This is a genomic window from Saccharopolyspora sp. NPDC002376 (assembly GCF_053593195.1).
The window spans coordinates 136,796-152,300 of record NZ_JBSFBZ010000009.1 but is presented as its reverse complement, the minus strand read 5'-3'; the positions used below and the strand labels follow the sequence as shown (position 1 = coordinate 152,300).

General features: G+C 67.8%; 16 protein-coding genes. 9 read left to right on the top strand and 7 right to left on the bottom strand.

The window, feature by feature from the left end; genetic code table 11:
- Positions 1 to 393 precede the first annotated feature (393 nt).
- The 3 genes from ACWCO2_RS09620 to ACWCO2_RS09610 all read right to left on the bottom strand — a co-directional run bounded on the left by ACWCO2_RS09620 (position 394) and on the right by ACWCO2_RS09610 (position 3,798).
- Positions 394 to 1,620, bottom strand: coding sequence for an MFS transporter (locus ACWCO2_RS09620; protein WP_450127287.1), 1,227 nt, complete (start codon positions 1,618 to 1,620; stop codon positions 394 to 396).
- 115 nt (positions 1,621 to 1,735) lie between these two features.
- Positions 1,736 to 2,170: a MarR family winged helix-turn-helix transcriptional regulator gene (locus ACWCO2_RS09615; protein WP_450127276.1), complete on the bottom strand. Its 435-nt coding sequence runs from the start codon at positions 2,168 to 2,170 to the stop codon at positions 1,736 to 1,738.
- A 161-nt stretch (positions 2,171 to 2,331) separates the two neighbouring features.
- Positions 2,332 to 3,798: an NCS2 family permease gene (locus tag ACWCO2_RS09610; RefSeq protein ID WP_450127286.1), complete on the bottom strand. Its 1,467-nt coding sequence runs from the start codon at positions 3,796 to 3,798 to the stop codon at positions 2,332 to 2,334.
- Positions 3,799 to 3,857: 59 nt separating this feature from the next.
- Between ACWCO2_RS09610 and ACWCO2_RS09605 the strand changes: the two genes are divergently transcribed.
- The 5 genes from ACWCO2_RS09605 (at position 3,858) to ACWCO2_RS09585 (ending at position 7,587) form a co-directional block, all read left to right on the top strand.
- Positions 3,858 to 4,145, top strand: a complete 288-nt coding sequence (locus tag ACWCO2_RS09605; RefSeq protein ID WP_450127275.1) for a DUF2530 domain-containing protein — start codon at positions 3,858 to 3,860, stop codon at positions 4,143 to 4,145.
- 98 nt (positions 4,146 to 4,243) lie between these two features.
- Complete coding sequence (locus tag ACWCO2_RS09600) at positions 4,244 to 5,041, top strand: ESX secretion-associated protein EspG (protein ID WP_450127274.1); 798 nt, start codon at positions 4,244 to 4,246, stop codon at positions 5,039 to 5,041.
- Between the two features lie 183 nt (positions 5,042 to 5,224).
- The gene (locus ACWCO2_RS09595) at positions 5,225 to 5,626 is read left to right on the top strand and encodes a hypothetical protein (protein WP_450127273.1); all 402 of its coding nucleotides are present in this window, start codon (positions 5,225 to 5,227) and stop codon (positions 5,624 to 5,626) included.
- A 13-nt stretch (positions 5,627 to 5,639) separates the two neighbouring features.
- The gene (locus ACWCO2_RS09590; protein WP_450127272.1) at positions 5,640 to 6,209 is read left to right on the top strand and encodes a DUF3558 domain-containing protein; all 570 of its coding nucleotides are present in this window, start codon (positions 5,640 to 5,642) and stop codon (positions 6,207 to 6,209) included.
- 118 nt (positions 6,210 to 6,327) lie between these two features.
- Positions 6,328 to 7,587: a PPE domain-containing protein gene (locus ACWCO2_RS09585; protein ID WP_450127271.1), complete on the top strand. Its 1,260-nt coding sequence runs from the start codon at positions 6,328 to 6,330 to the stop codon at positions 7,585 to 7,587.
- A gap of 532 nt (positions 7,588 to 8,119) precedes the next feature.
- On the opposite strand, the gene ACWCO2_RS09580 is transcribed toward ACWCO2_RS09585, so the two are convergent.
- Both ACWCO2_RS09580 and ACWCO2_RS09575 read right to left on the bottom strand, forming a co-directional pair.
- Positions 8,120 to 8,425: a hypothetical protein gene (locus tag ACWCO2_RS09580; protein WP_450127270.1), complete on the bottom strand. Its 306-nt coding sequence runs from the start codon at positions 8,423 to 8,425 to the stop codon at positions 8,120 to 8,122.
- Positions 8,426 to 8,540: 115 nt separating this feature from the next.
- Positions 8,541 to 8,753, bottom strand: a complete 213-nt coding sequence (locus ACWCO2_RS09575; RefSeq protein WP_450127269.1) for a hypothetical protein — start codon at positions 8,751 to 8,753, stop codon at positions 8,541 to 8,543.
- Positions 8,754 to 8,866: 113 nt separating this feature from the next.
- Between ACWCO2_RS09575 and ACWCO2_RS09570 the strand changes: the two genes are divergently transcribed.
- Together ACWCO2_RS09570 and ACWCO2_RS09565 are read left to right on the top strand one after the other, a co-directional pair.
- Positions 8,867 to 9,715, top strand: a complete 849-nt coding sequence (locus ACWCO2_RS09570; protein WP_450127268.1) for a helix-turn-helix domain-containing protein — start codon at positions 8,867 to 8,869, stop codon at positions 9,713 to 9,715.
- Positions 9,702 to 9,941: a DUF397 domain-containing protein gene (locus tag ACWCO2_RS09565; protein WP_450127267.1), complete on the top strand. Its 240-nt coding sequence runs from the start codon at positions 9,702 to 9,704 to the stop codon at positions 9,939 to 9,941. The genes ACWCO2_RS09570 and ACWCO2_RS09565 overlap by 14 nt, the downstream gene beginning before the upstream one ends.
- On the opposite strand, the gene ACWCO2_RS09560 is transcribed toward ACWCO2_RS09565, so the two are convergent.
- Together ACWCO2_RS09560 and ACWCO2_RS09555 are read right to left on the bottom strand one after the other, a co-directional pair.
- Positions 9,942 to 12,920, bottom strand: coding sequence for a sacsin N-terminal ATP-binding-like domain-containing protein (locus tag ACWCO2_RS09560; protein WP_450127266.1), 2,979 nt, complete (start codon positions 12,918 to 12,920; stop codon positions 9,942 to 9,944).
- A complete protein-coding gene (locus tag ACWCO2_RS09555) occupies positions 12,917 to 13,936 on the bottom strand; it encodes a DUF3027 domain-containing protein (protein ID WP_450127265.1) in 1,020 nt (339 codons plus the stop codon). Before ACWCO2_RS09555 ends, ACWCO2_RS09560 begins: the two co-directional genes overlap by 4 nt.
- On the opposite strand from ACWCO2_RS09555, the gene ACWCO2_RS09550 reads away from it, so the two are divergent.
- Positions 13,847 to 14,683: a glutaminyl-peptide cyclotransferase gene (locus ACWCO2_RS09550; RefSeq protein ID WP_450127264.1), complete on the top strand. Its 837-nt coding sequence runs from the start codon at positions 13,847 to 13,849 to the stop codon at positions 14,681 to 14,683. The two genes, ACWCO2_RS09555 and ACWCO2_RS09550, sit on opposite strands and share 90 nt — an antisense overlap.
- A gap of 19 nt (positions 14,684 to 14,702) precedes the next feature.
- Entirely contained in the window at positions 14,703 to 15,452 is a 750-nt protein-coding gene (locus tag ACWCO2_RS09545; protein WP_450127263.1) for a hypothetical protein, read from the top strand.
- Positions 15,453 to 15,505 lie beyond the last annotated feature (53 nt).

The window sequence follows — 15,505 nt, the reverse complement described above, 5'->3', positions numbered from 1 at the left end:
ACGTCAAGCACCTGTGGAACGTGGTGAACTGGGACGAGGTGTCCAAGCGCTTCGCCGACGCCCGCGCCGGCTACAACGGCCTGCGCCTGCCCACCGCCTGACATGCCCGAGCGCGTCGGGTGTCAGTTCTGCCCTGAAGCTGACCGCCCCGACGCCACCTGGAACCACAGTTTCAATTGAAACTGTAAATCCCAGGCACGGCGGATCACAGTTTCAATTGAAACTGTGATCCCCCGGGACTCCGGCGGGGACGTCCCTCCCAGGACTCGGCAGTGAGTGCTCCGACAAGCTGAACTGCCGAAAACGATCGAGCCCCGGTCTCCCGAAGGAGGCCGGGGCTCGATCTGTTCCCGAACTGACTGCCGCTCCCACCACGAAGCGGTTAGGTTTAGGTTAGCCTAACCTGCTGCGGGCGCGCAACGCTCGGCGCTGGAAAACCAGCATCCCGGCTCCGACCAGCGCCGCGAGCAGCGAAACCAGCCCGCCGAGCAGGATCGGCCAACGCGGCCCCAGCAACTCAGCCAGCCACCCGGAGGCCAGGCCGCCCAGGGGTTTGCCGCCCATGAACAGCATCATGTACAGGCCCATCACGCGACCGCGCATGGTCGGCTCCACACCCAGCTGCACGGTCGCGTTCGCGGTGGTCGTGAAGGTCATCACCGCGACCCCGACCGGGATCAGCGCCACCGCGAACAGTTCGTAGCTCGGCATCAGCGCCGCCCCGGCTTCCAGCGCGCCGAACACCGCAGCGCCGATCAGCAGCAGCCGCATCCGCGGCCCGCCGCGGCTGCTCCGCCGCGCCGCCAAAGCCGCTCCGCTCAGCGTTCCCACGGCCAGCATCGTGATCAGCAGCCCGTAGCCGTCGGCGTCGCGGCCGAAGACGTTGCGCGCCATCACCGCGAAGGAGTTCTCGAAGTTCATGCCGAAGGTGCCGATGAAGAACACCAGCACCATCACGATCATCAGATCCGGTCGACCGAGCACGTAGCGCAGACCGGCGCGCAGCTGGCCGCGTTCCTTCGGCGCAGGTTTGGCGCGGTGCAGCGCCGCGGTGTCCATCAGCACCAGTCCGGCGACGACGGCGGCCGAGCTGACGCCGTTGATCAGGAAGACCCAGCCGGTGCCGATCGCGGTGATCAGCAGTCCCGCGATGGCCGGACCGACGATCCGGGCCAGGTTGAAGGTCATCGAGTTGAGCGCGACGGCGTTGACGAGCTGCGCGGGACCGACCATCTCCACGACGAACGACTGCCGCACCGGCGCGTCGACGGCCGCGAAGCAGCCGAGCACGAAGCACAGCACGTAGACGTGCCAGAGCAGCACGATGCCGGAGACGTTGAGCAGCCCGAGGACCAGCCCGCACACGCCGAGGGCGGTCTGGGTGGCGATCAGCACGCGCCGCTTGTCGAAGCGGTCGGCGACGACACCCGCCCACAACGTCAGCAGCAGCGTCGGGAGGAACTGGAGCGCGACGGCCACGCCGAGCGCTGCCGGGCTACCCCCGGAGAGCTCCAGGACCAGCCAGTCCTGCGCGGCCCGCTGCATCCAGGTGCCGGTCAGCGAGACGACCTGACCCGAGGCGTAGTAGCGGTAGTTGCGCTCGCGCAGCGAGCGGAACATGCCACCGGAGGCGGACTTCTGGGTGCGGTTGCCCTGACCTTCGCCGGGATCTTCGCCGACGCGTGATCGATGCTGGTCAACCACTCCGGTGCTTACCGCCTCTCAGTGGGTTCGATCATCGGCTCGCCAGCCGGTCGATGATCTCCGCGGCCTGGAACAGCACCGCGCGCTCCTCGTCGGTGAGGTCCACCAGCTGCTGGTCCAGCCAGCGCTCGCGGGCGGAGACCTCTTCTTCTATGCGGGCGCGTCCCGCGTCGGTCACCTCGACGATGGCCTGCCGACCGTCGGTCGGGTGGGCTCGACGAGCGACCAGTCCAGCGTCCTCCAGGGCCGCGATCACCCTGGTCATCGACGGTGGCTGGACGCCTTCGCGCGCCGCCAGCTCGCCCGGCGTCAGCGCTCCGGCCTTGTTCAGGCAGGACAACGCGGACAGCTGGGAGAGCGTGATCTTCGAGCCGCTGCTCTGCGCGCGCAGCCGCCGGTTGAGTCGGACCACCGCAAGCCGCAGCCGACTCGCCAGGGTGCGCTCGCGTTCCGCAATATCGGACACGTCGTTAGTCTACCAAACTATATCGGGGAAACGGACAAACTGATCAGCTCAGCGGCCGTCCACCCTAATGATCCGACCGTCCCGCGTCTCCAAAAGTCCGTGAGCACTTTGGGGCGCTATGGCAACCCAAAGTGCTCACGGGACTTGACCTGCTAAAACGATCAGATGCCGAAGATCGCGCTGATCGGTGCGGCCGCGAAGTACAGCACGAAGGCCGCCGAGACGACCCACATCAGCGGGTGCACGGTGCGGATCTTGCCGGTGAACGCCCGCAGCAGCACGTAGCTGACGAAGCCCGCGCCGATGCCATTGGCGATCGAGTAGGTGAACGGCATGACCACGATCGTCAGGAACGCCGGCAGCGCGACGCTGAAGTCCGACAGGTCGATCTCGCGGATCTGGCCGATCATCATCGCCCCGACCACGATCAGCGCCGGAGCCGCCGCCTCCACCGGGATGATCTGGTAGAGCGGGGTGAAGAACATCGCCGCCAGGAACAGCAGACCGGTGATCACGTTCGCCAGACCGGTCCGCGCGCCCTCCGCGATGCCCGACGCCGACTCCACGAACACCGTGTTGGAGCTCGCCGAACCCAGACCACCGGCGACCGCGCCAACGCCCTCGACGGCCAGCGCCTTGCCGATGCCCGGCAGGTTGCCGTCCTTGTCGGCCAGCGAGGCCTCCTTGCCGAGGCCGGTCATGGTGCCCATGGCGTCGAAGAAGTTCGCCAGCACCAGCGTGAAGACCAGCAGCGCGGCGGCCAGCGCGGGCAGCCGGGTCCAGGCGCCGAAGGAGATGTCACCGACCAGCGACAGGTCCGGCAGCCCGGCGATCTGCTCCGGCACCGCCGGGTAGCCCAGGTTCCAGCCGTAGGGGTTGGTGCCCTTGGACGGACCCACGTGGAAGACCGACTCGACGATGATCGCGACCACCGTGGTGACCGCGACGCCGATCAGGATCGAGCCGCGCATGTTGCGAGCCACCAGCACCGAGGTCAGCACCAGGCCGAAGACGAACACCGCGGTCGGCCACGAGGCGATCGAGCCGTCGATGCCCAGGCCCACCGGCACGGTGGTGTTGGCCGCGTCCGGCAGCCGCCGCACGAACCCGGCGTCGACCAGGCCGACGAAGCTGATGAACACGCCGACACCGACCGCGATCGCGGCCTTGAGCTCGGGCGGTACCGCGTTGAACACGGCTGTTCGGAACCCCGTGGCGACCAAGATCAGGATGATGATGCCGTCGACCACCACCAGACCCATGGCTTCCGGCCAGGTCACCTGCGGTGCGATCGTCACGGCCAGCAGGGTGTTGATGCCGAGCCCGGCAGCGATCGCGAACGGGTAGTTGGCGATCAGCCCGAACAGGATGGTCATCACACCCGCGACCAGCGCGGTCACCGCGGCGACCTGCGACACCGGCAGGATGTCGCCCAGCACGTCGCGCTTGGCCCCGACGTCCTCGGCGGAGTGGCTGCCGAGGATCAGCGGGTTGAGCACGATGATGTAGGCCACGGTCACGAACGTGACGACCCCGCCGCGCACCTCGCGGGAGATGTTGGACCCACGCTCGGTGATCTTGAAGTACTGGTCCAGCAGTGATTTCTTGCTCTCGGTCTTGTCCACCATCGTGCTTCCCATCACCGCGCCGAGGCGCGCGCCCATCAACCCGGAGTAGCCTGCCTGACGTGGCAAAGGACAGCGAAACCACCCCCACCGCGGCAGGGCACCGCCCGGTCCCCCACCTGCCCCGCAGGCTGGCCGACCCGACGCCGGTGGTGCTTACCGGAACCGCGCTGTGGCTCCTCGGGGTGCTTCTGTTCGCGGTGCGCAGCGATCTGCGCACCGCGTTCTGGACCTGCGTGGCCGGAGTGGTCCTCGGCGTCATCGGCTACGGCGTCTTCCGCTGGCAGCGCTCGGCGGCCCGCCGGGGCTCCCGAGGCGCGTGGCAGGGCCTGTCCGGTCTGGACGGTTGAGCGGGCGGATTCCTCCCCACTGATCCGCCCGACCCGTTAGCCTGCGAAACCGTCACCAGTTCAGACAGCTGAACCTGAATGCGGGGAGCGCAGCAGCAGTGCCGAAGCTCGACGTCGACCGACTCGAATACGTCATCCTGGCCGAACGCGCGAATCTCACGCGGATCCCGATGGTCGCTGCCTACAGCAACTACGGAACCCCCGTGCAGGACGTCCCGCGCGAGTTCGACGCGGCCGAGCAGCGCTGCCGCGAGCGCGGCCTGGTCAACCCGGGCGGCGTGAACGACCGGGTCATGGAGCTGCTGGGCATCTACGCGCACGCGACCGTCGAGTACGACCTGCGCTTCTCCTCCAAGAAGGGCGCCGAACTCCGCGTGGCGGTGACGAAGGCGAACAAGACGGCGGTGCGCACCGTCGTCGACGGCGACCGGGTCATCCTCGAACCGGTCCACCCGAACGACCTGATCCCGGCGCTGATCTCGACGCTGCCGGAACACCAGCCGGCCCGAATCCGCCCGCCGCTGTCGATCGACCTGAAGGAGGTCCGCGCGGCCATGGCCGAAGCGAGCCGCCAGGGCGAGGACCCACGGGCGATCGAGCAGAGCCTGCGCAGCCGTGGCGTGAGCCCGGTGAACTTCCGCAAAATGACCCAGCTCCTCGAAGGCCCCCGCCTGGGCCTCGGCGAAGCCGGCGTGACGATCTGGGACGACCGCGGCAAGGAACACCGGGGCGACCAGACGGTCCGCATCATCGACCTCCAGCAGGGCCGGACGGCGGTCTACAACAGCGGCGGCCAGCGAATGTTCGCCGGAGCAGACCTGAGCACCTTCACCCGAGTCCTCGGCGAACTCGCCACGAAAACCCGCCGGGACGCAGCCCGAGAAGCCCAGTGGTGACCGGCGCACGGACGGCTTGACCTGCCCAGAGTGGTCAACACCACTGGGCCAAACGGACCAATCCGACACCAGCCGGGGAACGGAACCGGCCTAAGCAACGTCATATTCATGCGCGAGCGATCAAAGACCTGGCAAGCTGAGCGCGACGTGTACCTGTTCTAGGGGACAAGGGGGTAGGACGAGGTGTCGTTCTTCGACGGGATCATCGAGACGCAGCAGAAGATGATGCGTACGGCGACGATCCACACTGCGGTCAACGCTGGGGGCAGCACGCAGGCGGCATCGTTCTCGGTCGACATCGATCAGATTCCCGGGCTGATCGCTTCCTACGAGGATGCGCGGGAGAAGATGGAGCGAATCCTCCAGAAGGCCCAGCAGTTGGGGAGCCTTCAGAAGCCCGGCGAGGACGAGGTGAGCAACCGGCTCACGGAATCCCTCAAGGAGATGGCCGGCCACAACGAAGGCTGCTTGTCCTGGGCAGTTGCCGACGGCGTCAAGCGCCTCACCAACCAGATCGACCAGCTGAAGGCCGCGCAGCGCGAGTACCAGACCACTGACGAGAACGCTACCGCCCGCCAGGTTTAAAGGAAGAATCCACGTGCGACGCTCTGCCAGCATCACCGCTGTGTCCGTTTTTGCGGTTCTGGGCATTTCGGCCTGTTCGCCGGGTGGGTCGACGCCCGCTCCGAGCTCGACCGCCGAAACGCCGTCGGCCACTGCCCCATCTGCTCCGAAGGTGGACAAGCCCAAGAACCTCAAGTCCGTCACCAACGCGTGCGACTTGCTCACCTCTGACCAGCTTTCCCAGCTTGGGGGCGACGGCAAGCCCGAAGAGGACACATCCGCGTATGGCGAGACGCAGTGCTACTGGTCTGGCGACGCATTCGCCGTGGGCGTGTCGGTCAACACCACCTCCGGTGGCCCAGCCAAGATCCAGGAAGCTGGCAGCTCGCGCGACAACTTCGAGCCAACGACCGTCGACGGCTACCCGGGCGCCCGAGTCGACAAGCAGGACATTCTCTGCCGAATCGAGCTGGGCGTCGCTGACGACCAATCCGTTGAGATCAACTACACCAAGCACAGCGGTGGATCTCCGGAGATGGACGACCCGTGCGGCTTCGCCGAGAAGATCACCAGCCAAGTTCTGAAGAACATCCCGGACGCCTGATCGCGTCCACAAGGACCACGACCAAACACGAAAAGGGGGTGTGATCACGGTGTTCGGACTTATGGTTGGCGGCTACCTGCTCACACGTGAGTCGGACCGTGGTGACACGGACGAGATCATGCGAGAGGTGGGCTTCAACCACCCTGAGAAGTACCAGCAGATCCATGGGGGTTCCGGCACCTCGTCCTTGGTCTCTTCTGTCCAGGGGTGGAAGAAGGGCATTGCCGCGGACTTCGAGGAAGTCGGACGTCTGCTGGACGAAGCAAACAGCAAGGCTGGAGTTGCCTGGAGCGGTCAAGCCGCAGAGGAACACGGCAACTCGCTCAAGCCGATGACCCAGTTCGTCGAAGATGCCAAGCAGGTGTCGGAGTCCGTCGGAAACTCCGCAGAGCAGCAGGTTCAGAACTTCGGCCAGGTCAAGAACAGCATGCCTGAGCCGGTGAAGGTCGATGCGACCGACAACCTGCTCGAAAAGGGTGGAGCTTGGCTCGTCGGCGGAGAGACTGATCTGCAGAAGCAGGAGCGCGAGGCCACCGAGAAAGCTCAAGAAGCCAAGCGGCACTACGACAACTACAACCAGAGCACCCGAAACGTCTCGCAGAACCTGGCGTACTACCCGAAGGCTCCGGAGATGGCCTACGACCAGGGCTCGACCGGTCACGGGACGAACCCGAGCGTTGGCAACATGCCGACCGGCTCGAACGTTCCCGGCGGCAGTGGCTACAGCGGCGGTACCGGCGGTACCGGTGGTGGCTACAGCGCCAGTGGCTCGGTTAACCCCGGTGGCGGTGTTGGTCCCGGTCACGGGGGCGGGCTGCCCGGTGGTGGGTACGTCACGACTCCGCAGCAGAGCTCTTCGCAGTGGACTTCGATGCCTCCGGCAGGCACCGGGGCGTCGACGAACATCCCCGGCACCGGAGCTCCGGGCACCGGCGGCCCCGGTGGTGGGCTCGGCATGGGCATGATGCCGGGCGGACCGGGTGCTGGTGGCGCGGGCGGTGCCGGCGGCGCTGGTCGTGGCGTGGGTGCCGGCGGCGCTGGTCGTGGCGTGGGTGCCGGCGGCGCTGGCGGCGCCGGGGCTCGTGGCCTGGGTAGCGGCGCTGGCGGTCCGGGCGCTGGCGGTCCGGGTACTGGTGGTCGTGCTGGTGTCGGTGGCTTGGGCTCCGGCGGTGTGTCCGGTAGTGGCTCCGGCAACGGCGCTGCTGGCGCAGCTGGTCGTGGTGGCGCTGGCGGTACGGGGGCCGGTGGCGCTGGTCGTGGCCAGGGCAAGCAGGGCGAGGAAGACCAGGAGCACGAGAACAAGTACATGATCGACACGGACGAAGCCTGGGAGGACCTGGGCCTGCCCAAGGTCGCCCCGCCGGTCTTCGGCGAGTGAGCTGACGGTCCAGAAAGCAGACTGGCCGCGCACCAACCTGGTGCGCGGCCAGTGCCTTATTCGGTGGCTTTCCGGTAGATCTCGCCCAGCTCCGCCATCGCTTGGTCAGCTTTGGCCTCATCCGCTGGGATAAAATCTAGCTGTCCATTTTGGACTTCTGTGGCGCAGACCGAGCAGGTGGGGCGGTTGTCTCTGGGGCTGAGATCTTCGGGGGGGCGCCATGACTCCGCACAGCGCGATGAGACTCCCGCCTTCACGGCGCGAGTCTTCTGTTGGGATTACGTGGTTTTGGTAGCCGAAGGCTGTCCAGCAGCCAGTCTTGGGCGGCTCGACCGAGTCAGCCGGCGGTGGTTTCGGCATTGGTGACTTCCTGGTGGTTGGCGGCCGGGCGCGTGGGAGGGGGTTCGCGCCCGGCCACCTGGGGTGGGCCGGTGCGGCATGTGGCCGGGGGATCTCATGCCGCACCGACCCGGCTCGGTGGGGGTCGTGAGTGCGTAGACCGGTTGGAGCCGGTTTTTGCACTCACGACCACTTACAGGCGCAGGTGGTGGCGACCGGTGGGGTGGTCGTCGGGGTCGAAGTCGGGGAACTCGGGCTCCTGTTGCGCTGGGGGCTCGAGGGTTGTCGGAGGTTGCTCGCGGCGGCGGAAATAGTCGTCGGTGGTGCTGTTTTCGGCTTCGATGTCGGCTATGAGGTGCCAGACCGTGTACTCGCCGTCTCCTGTTCCTGCGTGTTGGCCTGTGGCGACGCTCAGGGTTGGGATCGGGACTTGGGTGATCAGCAGGGCGAGGATGAGGAGGTTGAAGAGGATGAAGGTGCTGAGCTGGATCCAGAACATGACAGCGGTTTCCCTTCCAAATTTCCCTAAAATTGGAAACCCCTCTGACCTGGGGTTTCGAGGATAGGTGCCCCAAATTTCCCTAAAATTGGGAGCCCTCTGAGTCGGCGAGGACTCAGGGACGGTCGGCGAGGATTCGCCAGCAGGTCATGCAGGACTTTTCACGTATCCAGTCCACTTCGGACCTGTTGTGGAGTTCTGCGGCTTCGGCTTCTGCTCCGCAGTACGCCTTGACCTTCTGCTCCTGTGGGGATTTCGTTGCTGCTATTGGGAAAGCGTGGCGACCTCCGGTGACCGGGCGCCAGACGTAGGTAAAGTAACTCGACATCCCAACTCCTTCCGCTTGCTGACGTCGATGAGACAGTCCAAAAAACTTTCACGCAATCTTGTTCACCGTTTTGTGTAATAGCGCTGTCTCAGGCCCTGAAATAGCGTGGGCATATGACAACTGCACGTTCACGTGGACTTGGCGCAGAAGTGCGCAAATTGCGAAAAGACGCCGGGCTGAAGCTCGAAGAGCTTGCAGAGCAATGCGGTTGGTCACGCGCGACGTTCGGCCGCATCGAGTCCGGCGACAAGGTCCTCACCGGCACCGAGACGGCGATCATCCTCGGAACCCTTGGCATTAAAGGGAGTGAGCGCAAGCGGCTGCTCGAGCTCGCGCGCGACGCTCATCAGCCGCACTGGTGGGAGGTCGGGCATTCCGACCTGCCCGACCTCCTCGTCGGCCTGCTGGAGTTCGAGCGCATAGCTACGCAGATCACTGACATGGCTCTCGGTTTCGTACCGGGCCTGCTGCAAACCGCTGACTACGCGAGGGCCGTTATCGGCGCTGGAAATGTGAAGGACGATCAGCTCGAGTCCAGGATTTCCCTGCGGCTCGGCAGGCAAAGCGTCCTGACTCGCAAGAATCCGGTGGCGTTCAACGCGCTGATCGATGAATCTGTTCTGCACCGCCCGATCGGCGGCTACGACGTGATGGCCGAGCAGCTGAGACAGATCGTGCGGGTGTCCCGTCGTCCGCACGTCAGCGTGCAGGTTCTCCCCTTCTCCGCTGGCGCGCACGTTGGGCTGAACGGGAGCCACCTGATCCTCGAGTTCCAGAGGCAACGGCCGATCGTCCACCTGGAGCACCGACGTTCCAGCGTCTTCCTCGATGCCCCTGCGGAGACTTCCCCGTTCCTGGACGCCGTACGTAGCCTGACCGATGCGGCGCTGACGCCAGATGAGTCAGCCGAGCTGATCACGAGTCACGCGGAAGTGATGGAGGGGCAGCATGAAGTCGTTTAGCAACTGGCGAAAGTCCAGCTACAGCGGCGAAGAAACCAACTGCGTCGAGGTCGGTTGGCGGAAGTCCAGCTACAGCGGTGAAGAAGGCGACTGCGTCGAGGTCGGTGCTGGTCCCGAGGCCGTTGGGGTTCGGGACACCAAGGACCGCGACGGTGGAACGCTCCTGTTCCCGCCACGGGCTTGGAGCAGCTTCTTATGCGCCCTGAAGGCTGATCAGCTCGGCTGATCAGCGCAGCAGGGTCGTCGCCTCGGGGTCTGAGAGGAGGGCCGCGAGGGCGAAGCGTTCGTGCCAGGTTCCCGATGCCCAGGCGAGGGCTCGGGCCAGGCCGTCCGGGGTTCGCTCCGCGTGGACTCGGCCCGTCGGCTCCACCCACCAGTGGACTCGCTGCTCCCCTGTCGAGGAGCGCACGCGGAGGCCGTCGTGGAGGGTGATCTCGCCGATGGGCAGCGAGATTCCGAGGAGTTCGCAGGCAGCCGGGACTCGGGCTACCTCGGGCCAGCGCTGGGTTCGGCCTTCGCCGACCACCTGCATGGTGTTCTCCTCCGAGGCCAGCGGGAGGTCCAGGAGCTCCGCGAGGGCTTCGGCGTCGAAGCAGTCCGGGCTGCCGCCGGCGATCACCAGCGGGGCCTCCAGGACGCCCAGCATCCACGGCTCGTCCAGCACCACGGCTCGACCGGTGCTGACCACCGCGCCGGAGATCGAACGCACCATCTCCGGCGGGTCCAGCTCGGCCGGGTCGATCGTCCGGCACGCCACGGCTTCCGCCAACGCCTGGTGCGCGCGCAGCGCAGTCCCAGCACGCACTGCGCGCTCCGAGTCGCCTAGGCGCTCCAGGAGGTCCTCGGCGTCGTCAGCGTCCTCAACGTTGAGTTCTTCGCGCACGCCCGCGAGCCGAAGGTGCTCCGCGTCCAGACCAACATCGGGCACCGGGTCGTACAGGCCCGCCAGGTCTTCGGCTTCCGGGAGTCGCCAGGTTCGCGGGGCGGCGCCGCCGAGCAGGGCGTAGCGCTCGATCCACCAGGACGAGTAGCTGTGCGGTTCTCGCAGCGCACGCAGGGTTTCCGGGTTACGGACCAGCAGTCGCAGCGCGGCAGGCCACGCGTCGTCGGCGACCAGGTCCAGGTCGCGGATGCCGACGAACCTCGGCGGCGGCCAGCTCTCCGGCTGAGACGCCTCCTGCTCCGCCCACCACAGGTGGATGTCCTGGAAGTCCTCGTCGGGCTCCAGCGGATCCTCTTCGACCTGCACCGCGAAGTCGTCCAGCACGCCGATCGAGCGCAGCAACTCCGTCGACCACTCGGCGGCGAAGTCCTCGTCGAGCACCGCCAGCGGCGCATCATCGCCGACGAACTCGCCGTCCAGCACCTCCAGCAGCGCCGCGTCCGGCAGCAGCAACTCGTCCGCGCGGCGAACGTCCCCGTAGGCGTCGGGCAGCGCCAGCGCGCCGATCCACTCGCGCGGCTGGGTGTTCGCGACGAGCTGCAGCACCGCCTCGGCCAGCGGACGCACGTCGACACCGGCGCGCGCGTCGGAAACACTGCTGCGCACGGCTTCTTCCAACGACGGCGCGTCGAGCAGTTCCGCTGGTCCGGCTGGGTGTGCGCCCAGCTTCTCCAGCAGCGGGTGCGTGGCGTCGGGGTGGGCGATGCGCAGGCCGGAGATGTCCAGTGTGGACAGCACGGCGGCCGGGTCGGGGTCGGCGTCACGGTGGCTGAGCAGCACGTCGCGCACGCCGCTAATGGTGCGGCCGTCGGCCAGCGGCACGGGCAGCGCGGTGAACTCCTCGCGCGCCGCCGGGTCCGCGCCCTCGATCGGCGCCAACGCGTCGTAGAGCCGATACCACCACTCCGGCTCGCGTTGCAGGCCGGTGACCGCTTCCACGATCTCCGCCGCGGCCAGCCGCCGAACCTCCAGCACGTGCAGCGACCTGCGGTGACGCGCATCGGCGAGGTCCGCGTTCAGCAGTCCGGGGACCACGTCGGCGAGCAGTTCCACCAGCTCCGGCGAGACGTACTCGAGGACGCGGGATTCCAGCGGGGCGACCGGTTTTCCGGCCGCCGCGGGCAGCCATGCGGCGACGCGCAGCCGGTCGGTCACGCCCTGTCGCAGCTTGTCGTCCACATCGGACAGTGGGAACCCGGCGAGCGGCACCAGGGCCGTGCGGTGCTCGGCTGCGATCTTGCTGACCAGCTCGGGGTAGCACTCCGCGGCGAAGGTCAGCACCGCGTCCGCAGCACCCGAAGCCGCCACGCGCCGCCGGTCCGGCTCCACCGGCACGCTCGCCAGCAGCCGCGCCGGGAGCGACAACCGCTCCTCGGTCGGCGTCGGCGCGTGCAGCACGTCCTCGGCCAGCGGGATCGGCGTGCCGTCGTCGTCCAGCGGAACAGCCCAGGTCACACGCCATTCCGCGGCGTGCCGCGCCTCCACGCCGAGCCCGGCCAGCGCCGATTCGCTCAACGTGCCCGCGGCCCGGTGCACCAGCCACCGATCGCTGCCGATCGGACCGTGCACCACCAGTCGATCCGCATCCAGGTCCTCGCGGCGCCAGGTCTGCGCGCCGATGCGGATCTCGGTCAGCGCGGGCAGCGCGAGCAGCAGGTCAGGGGCCTGATCGATGAACTCGACCAGCATTTCGTCCGCGTCGACGTCCGAGCGCAGCGGCAACCGCACCTCGGTGTCGAAGCCCTCCGGCGGCTCACCGGCGACCGGCCACGGCAACCGCAGGACCGGCACCTCACCAGACCGCTTGGCCAGCTCCTCAGCCGGGCCGGGCAGCTGCGCGACCGCATCCCTGGTCCGCGCGGCGGAGAACGCGACGCCACCGGTCGTGGACACCACGCTCGGCTCGTCGGAAACCGCCAGCACAGCGGCGAACCCGACGCCGAACCGGCCGACCGACGCGCCCTCGCGCTTGGCCGAAGCACGCAACGAGGCCAGCCCCGCCACGCCTTCAGCGGTCAGCGGCGCGCCGGTGTTGGCGACCCGCAGTTCACCGCCGTTGAGCTCGACGCGCAGCACGCCGTCCGAGCCCGCGGCATCAGCGGCGTTCTGCGCGAGCTCGACCAGCAGTCGATCGCGGTAGCCGCCGAGCCGGAGGTCCTCCTCGGCGTTGGCGTCCTCGCGAAAACGGGTCGGCGAAGCCTCCCAGGACTGCAACACGGCCTGCCTGAGCTCGGCCGTGCCGAACACGTCCGGCTGGTTCACCCGCGCTCCGGGTTTCGGGGCTCGAAGTCCAGGGTGGCGTCGTCGTAGACGATCTCGGCCACCGGCACCGTCGACGAGGTGTCCACCTCGACCTCGGAGTGCGCACCGCACCCGAACTCGACGCTGACCACCCGGCCGTCGGCGGGCGCGAACTCGTTGGCGCACACGCCGAACGCGCCGCCCATCGAACCGGCCAGCTTCAGGAAGAAACCGCAGGTACCGCAGGCTGCCGGCGCGGAACGTGCGATGTCGGCGCGCGGCCCGAAGTCACCGCCCTGCCACCGGTCGGCGGTCTCCAGCCGGCCCTCGCGGCTGAGCACCCGCTTGCGGCCCAGGCCGACTTCCTGCACGACGTCCTCGACCGCCGGGTCGTCGCTGGCCAGGTAGCCGGGCGCCAACCGCGGGTCGTCCGCATGGGTCGGCAGCAGGTCACCAGGACCGAGGTCGCCCGGCCGTACCCGCTCGCTCCACGGCACCCAGTCGGGCGCGGTCAGCGCGGTCGGACCAGGCAGCAGCACGACCTCGCTGACGGTGACCGGCTCGCCCTCGCCGGGGCTGGCCACGGTCACCGCCCAGCGCCAACCGACGTAGCCCGGGTAGTTCGATTCGAAGTAGTGGGTGGCCGCGTACGGACCTTCGGCTTCGACACCGACGTGCGCCCCCACCGGGTCCGCGACCTCGGCGTCCAGGGTCAGCACCGGCGAGCCGATGGGGTCATCCCCCGGCTTGGCCTCGTCCTCGGCCGCAGCTCGCGCAACGTCCTCTGCCGCAGCGAGCTCCGGGTTCAAGGGCGCGGGCTCGAGCTGCCCGCAGTCCTCGAACGGGGCATCCGCGCCTGGGCTGGTCATCGGAGCAGGCATAGGCGTCACATGTTCGATTGTGCCGTACGCGGTCGCCGGTGCAGTCGCCCGTGTCAAGCTTTCGGGGTGCGAAGGCTCCTGGCTCGACGAGTTCTCTTCGGCGCGGTGCTCGGCTTCGGGCTGGTTGCCTGTGCGCCGGTAGTACCAGCGCAACACGATGGCCAGCACAACGGCGAGCAGACCGATCAGGGCGTTGGGCACGCGGGAAGCCTGCCACACCTTCGAGCTGAGGTGATCCGCGTGCTCCCGCACGACCGCTCCTCGTTCACTCAGGGCCTGGAAATCTCCGATGACACCCTCTACGAAGGCACCGGCCTGAAGGGTGAGTCGCTGGTCCGCGCCACCGATCTCGCCACCGGCGAGGTGCGCCGCGAAGTCCGGCTCCCGGCCGACCTCTTCGGTGAGGGCATCACCGTCACGGGTGACCGTATCTGGCAGCTCACCTGGCAGGAAGGGGTCGCGTTGGAGAGGGACCGGGAGACCCTGGCCGAGTTGCGCCGAGTGGAGTATTCCGGCGAGGGCTGGGGCCTGTGCTTCGACGGCTCGCGCCTGGTGATGAGCGACGGCAGCGACCGGCTGACCTTCCGCGACCCGGTGAGCTTCGCGCCGACCGGCTCGGTGGCGGTGCGAGCGGCTGGCGCACCGGTCGCGGAGCTCAACGAGCTGGAGTGCGTCGACGGGCAGGTGTACGCCAACGTCTGGCACACCGAGGAGATCGTGCGCATCGACCCGGCGAACGGCGAGGTCACGGCGGTCGTGGACGCCTCCGGTCTGCTGAGCCCGCGCGAGCGGGCGGGCACCGACGTGCTCAACGGCATCGCGGCCGTGCCGGGCACCGACGAGTTCCTGCTGACCGGAAAGTACTGGCCGTCGGTTTTCCGAGTTCGCCTCGTCCCGGCCTGATCGCCGGTACCGTCTGCGCATGGACGATCAACAGGGCTCCGTGCAGCCGCTGCACGTGCTGTGCGTGCTCGGTTCCGGAATGGACCTGGACAAGGTCGAGATTGCCGTCCGCGCGGTCGGCGGGCCGCTGTTCTCCCTGGACCGCACCGAATCCGACCTGGAGCACGACCCCCGCATGCCGGCCGCCTTCGAAGCATGCCTGGCGGAGCTGACCTTCACCGACGCCGACTGGGACGCCGTCGACGAGCACGACTCGGTCGCGTACGTGCTGGCCCAGGGCGGACCGGGCGACTCGGAGTACATCTCGGAGCGGATGTTGGCGCTGGTCGCGGACCTCTTCGAGCGCTGGGGAGCGACGGCGATCAAGTGCGAGAGCAACGGACTCGCGCACGGCCGGGACACCTGGCTGGAGCTGGCCGCCTCCGCCAACGCCCCGGACACGCAGCTGCAGGCGTGGGTCAAGCGACCGATCTCCAGCGGAGACCTCCTGTTCACCTGCGGAATGCACCTGCTGGGCAGGCCCGACGTGGAGCTGCAGGTCGACGACCTGAGCGACGCGAGCCGGCAGGGCGAGTGGATCGAGCTGATCGACGGCCTGACAGGCTACCTGCACATCGACGACCAAGCGGCGGAGATCCGCGACGGCGAGGGCTTCCGGCTGGCCGAGGACGCGCCGCGCTGGATCCTGCACCAGCAGGACTGCGACCGGTACCCGGAGGACGACCTCTTCTACAACCCCCGGGGCTACTGGCGCCTCACACCCAGCTGACCAGCGGTTTCGGACGGCTGGTTCCGCCTGATCAGCTCCCGTGAGTCCTTTGG

Bases quoted from the DNA above. Each gene is read 5' to 3' on its own strand.
- ACWCO2_RS09570 (WP_450127268.1), top strand. From the start codon at position 8,867: ATGACAACTGCACGTTCACGTGGACTTGGCGCAGAAGTGCGCAAATTG.
- ACWCO2_RS09575 (WP_450127269.1), bottom strand. From the start codon at position 8,753: ATGTCGAGTTACTTTACCTACGTCTGGCGCCCGGTCACCGGAGGTCGC.
- ACWCO2_RS09545 (WP_450127263.1), top strand. From the start codon at position 14,703: ATGGACGATCAACAGGGCTCCGTGCAGCCGCTGCACGTGCTGTGCGTG.
- ACWCO2_RS09580 (WP_450127270.1), bottom strand. From the start codon at position 8,425: ATGTTCTGGATCCAGCTCAGCACCTTCATCCTCTTCAACCTCCTCATC.
- ACWCO2_RS09565 (WP_450127267.1), top strand. From the start codon at position 9,702: ATGAAGTCGTTTAGCAACTGGCGAAAGTCCAGCTACAGCGGCGAAGAA.
- ACWCO2_RS09610 (WP_450127286.1), bottom strand. From the start codon at position 3,798: ATGGTGGACAAGACCGAGAGCAAGAAATCACTGCTGGACCAGTACTTC.
- ACWCO2_RS09585 (WP_450127271.1), top strand. From the start codon at position 6,328: ATGCGAGAGGTGGGCTTCAACCACCCTGAGAAGTACCAGCAGATCCAT.
- ACWCO2_RS09620 (WP_450127287.1), bottom strand. From the start codon at position 1,620: ATGTTCCGCTCGCTGCGCGAGCGCAACTACCGCTACTACGCCTCGGGT.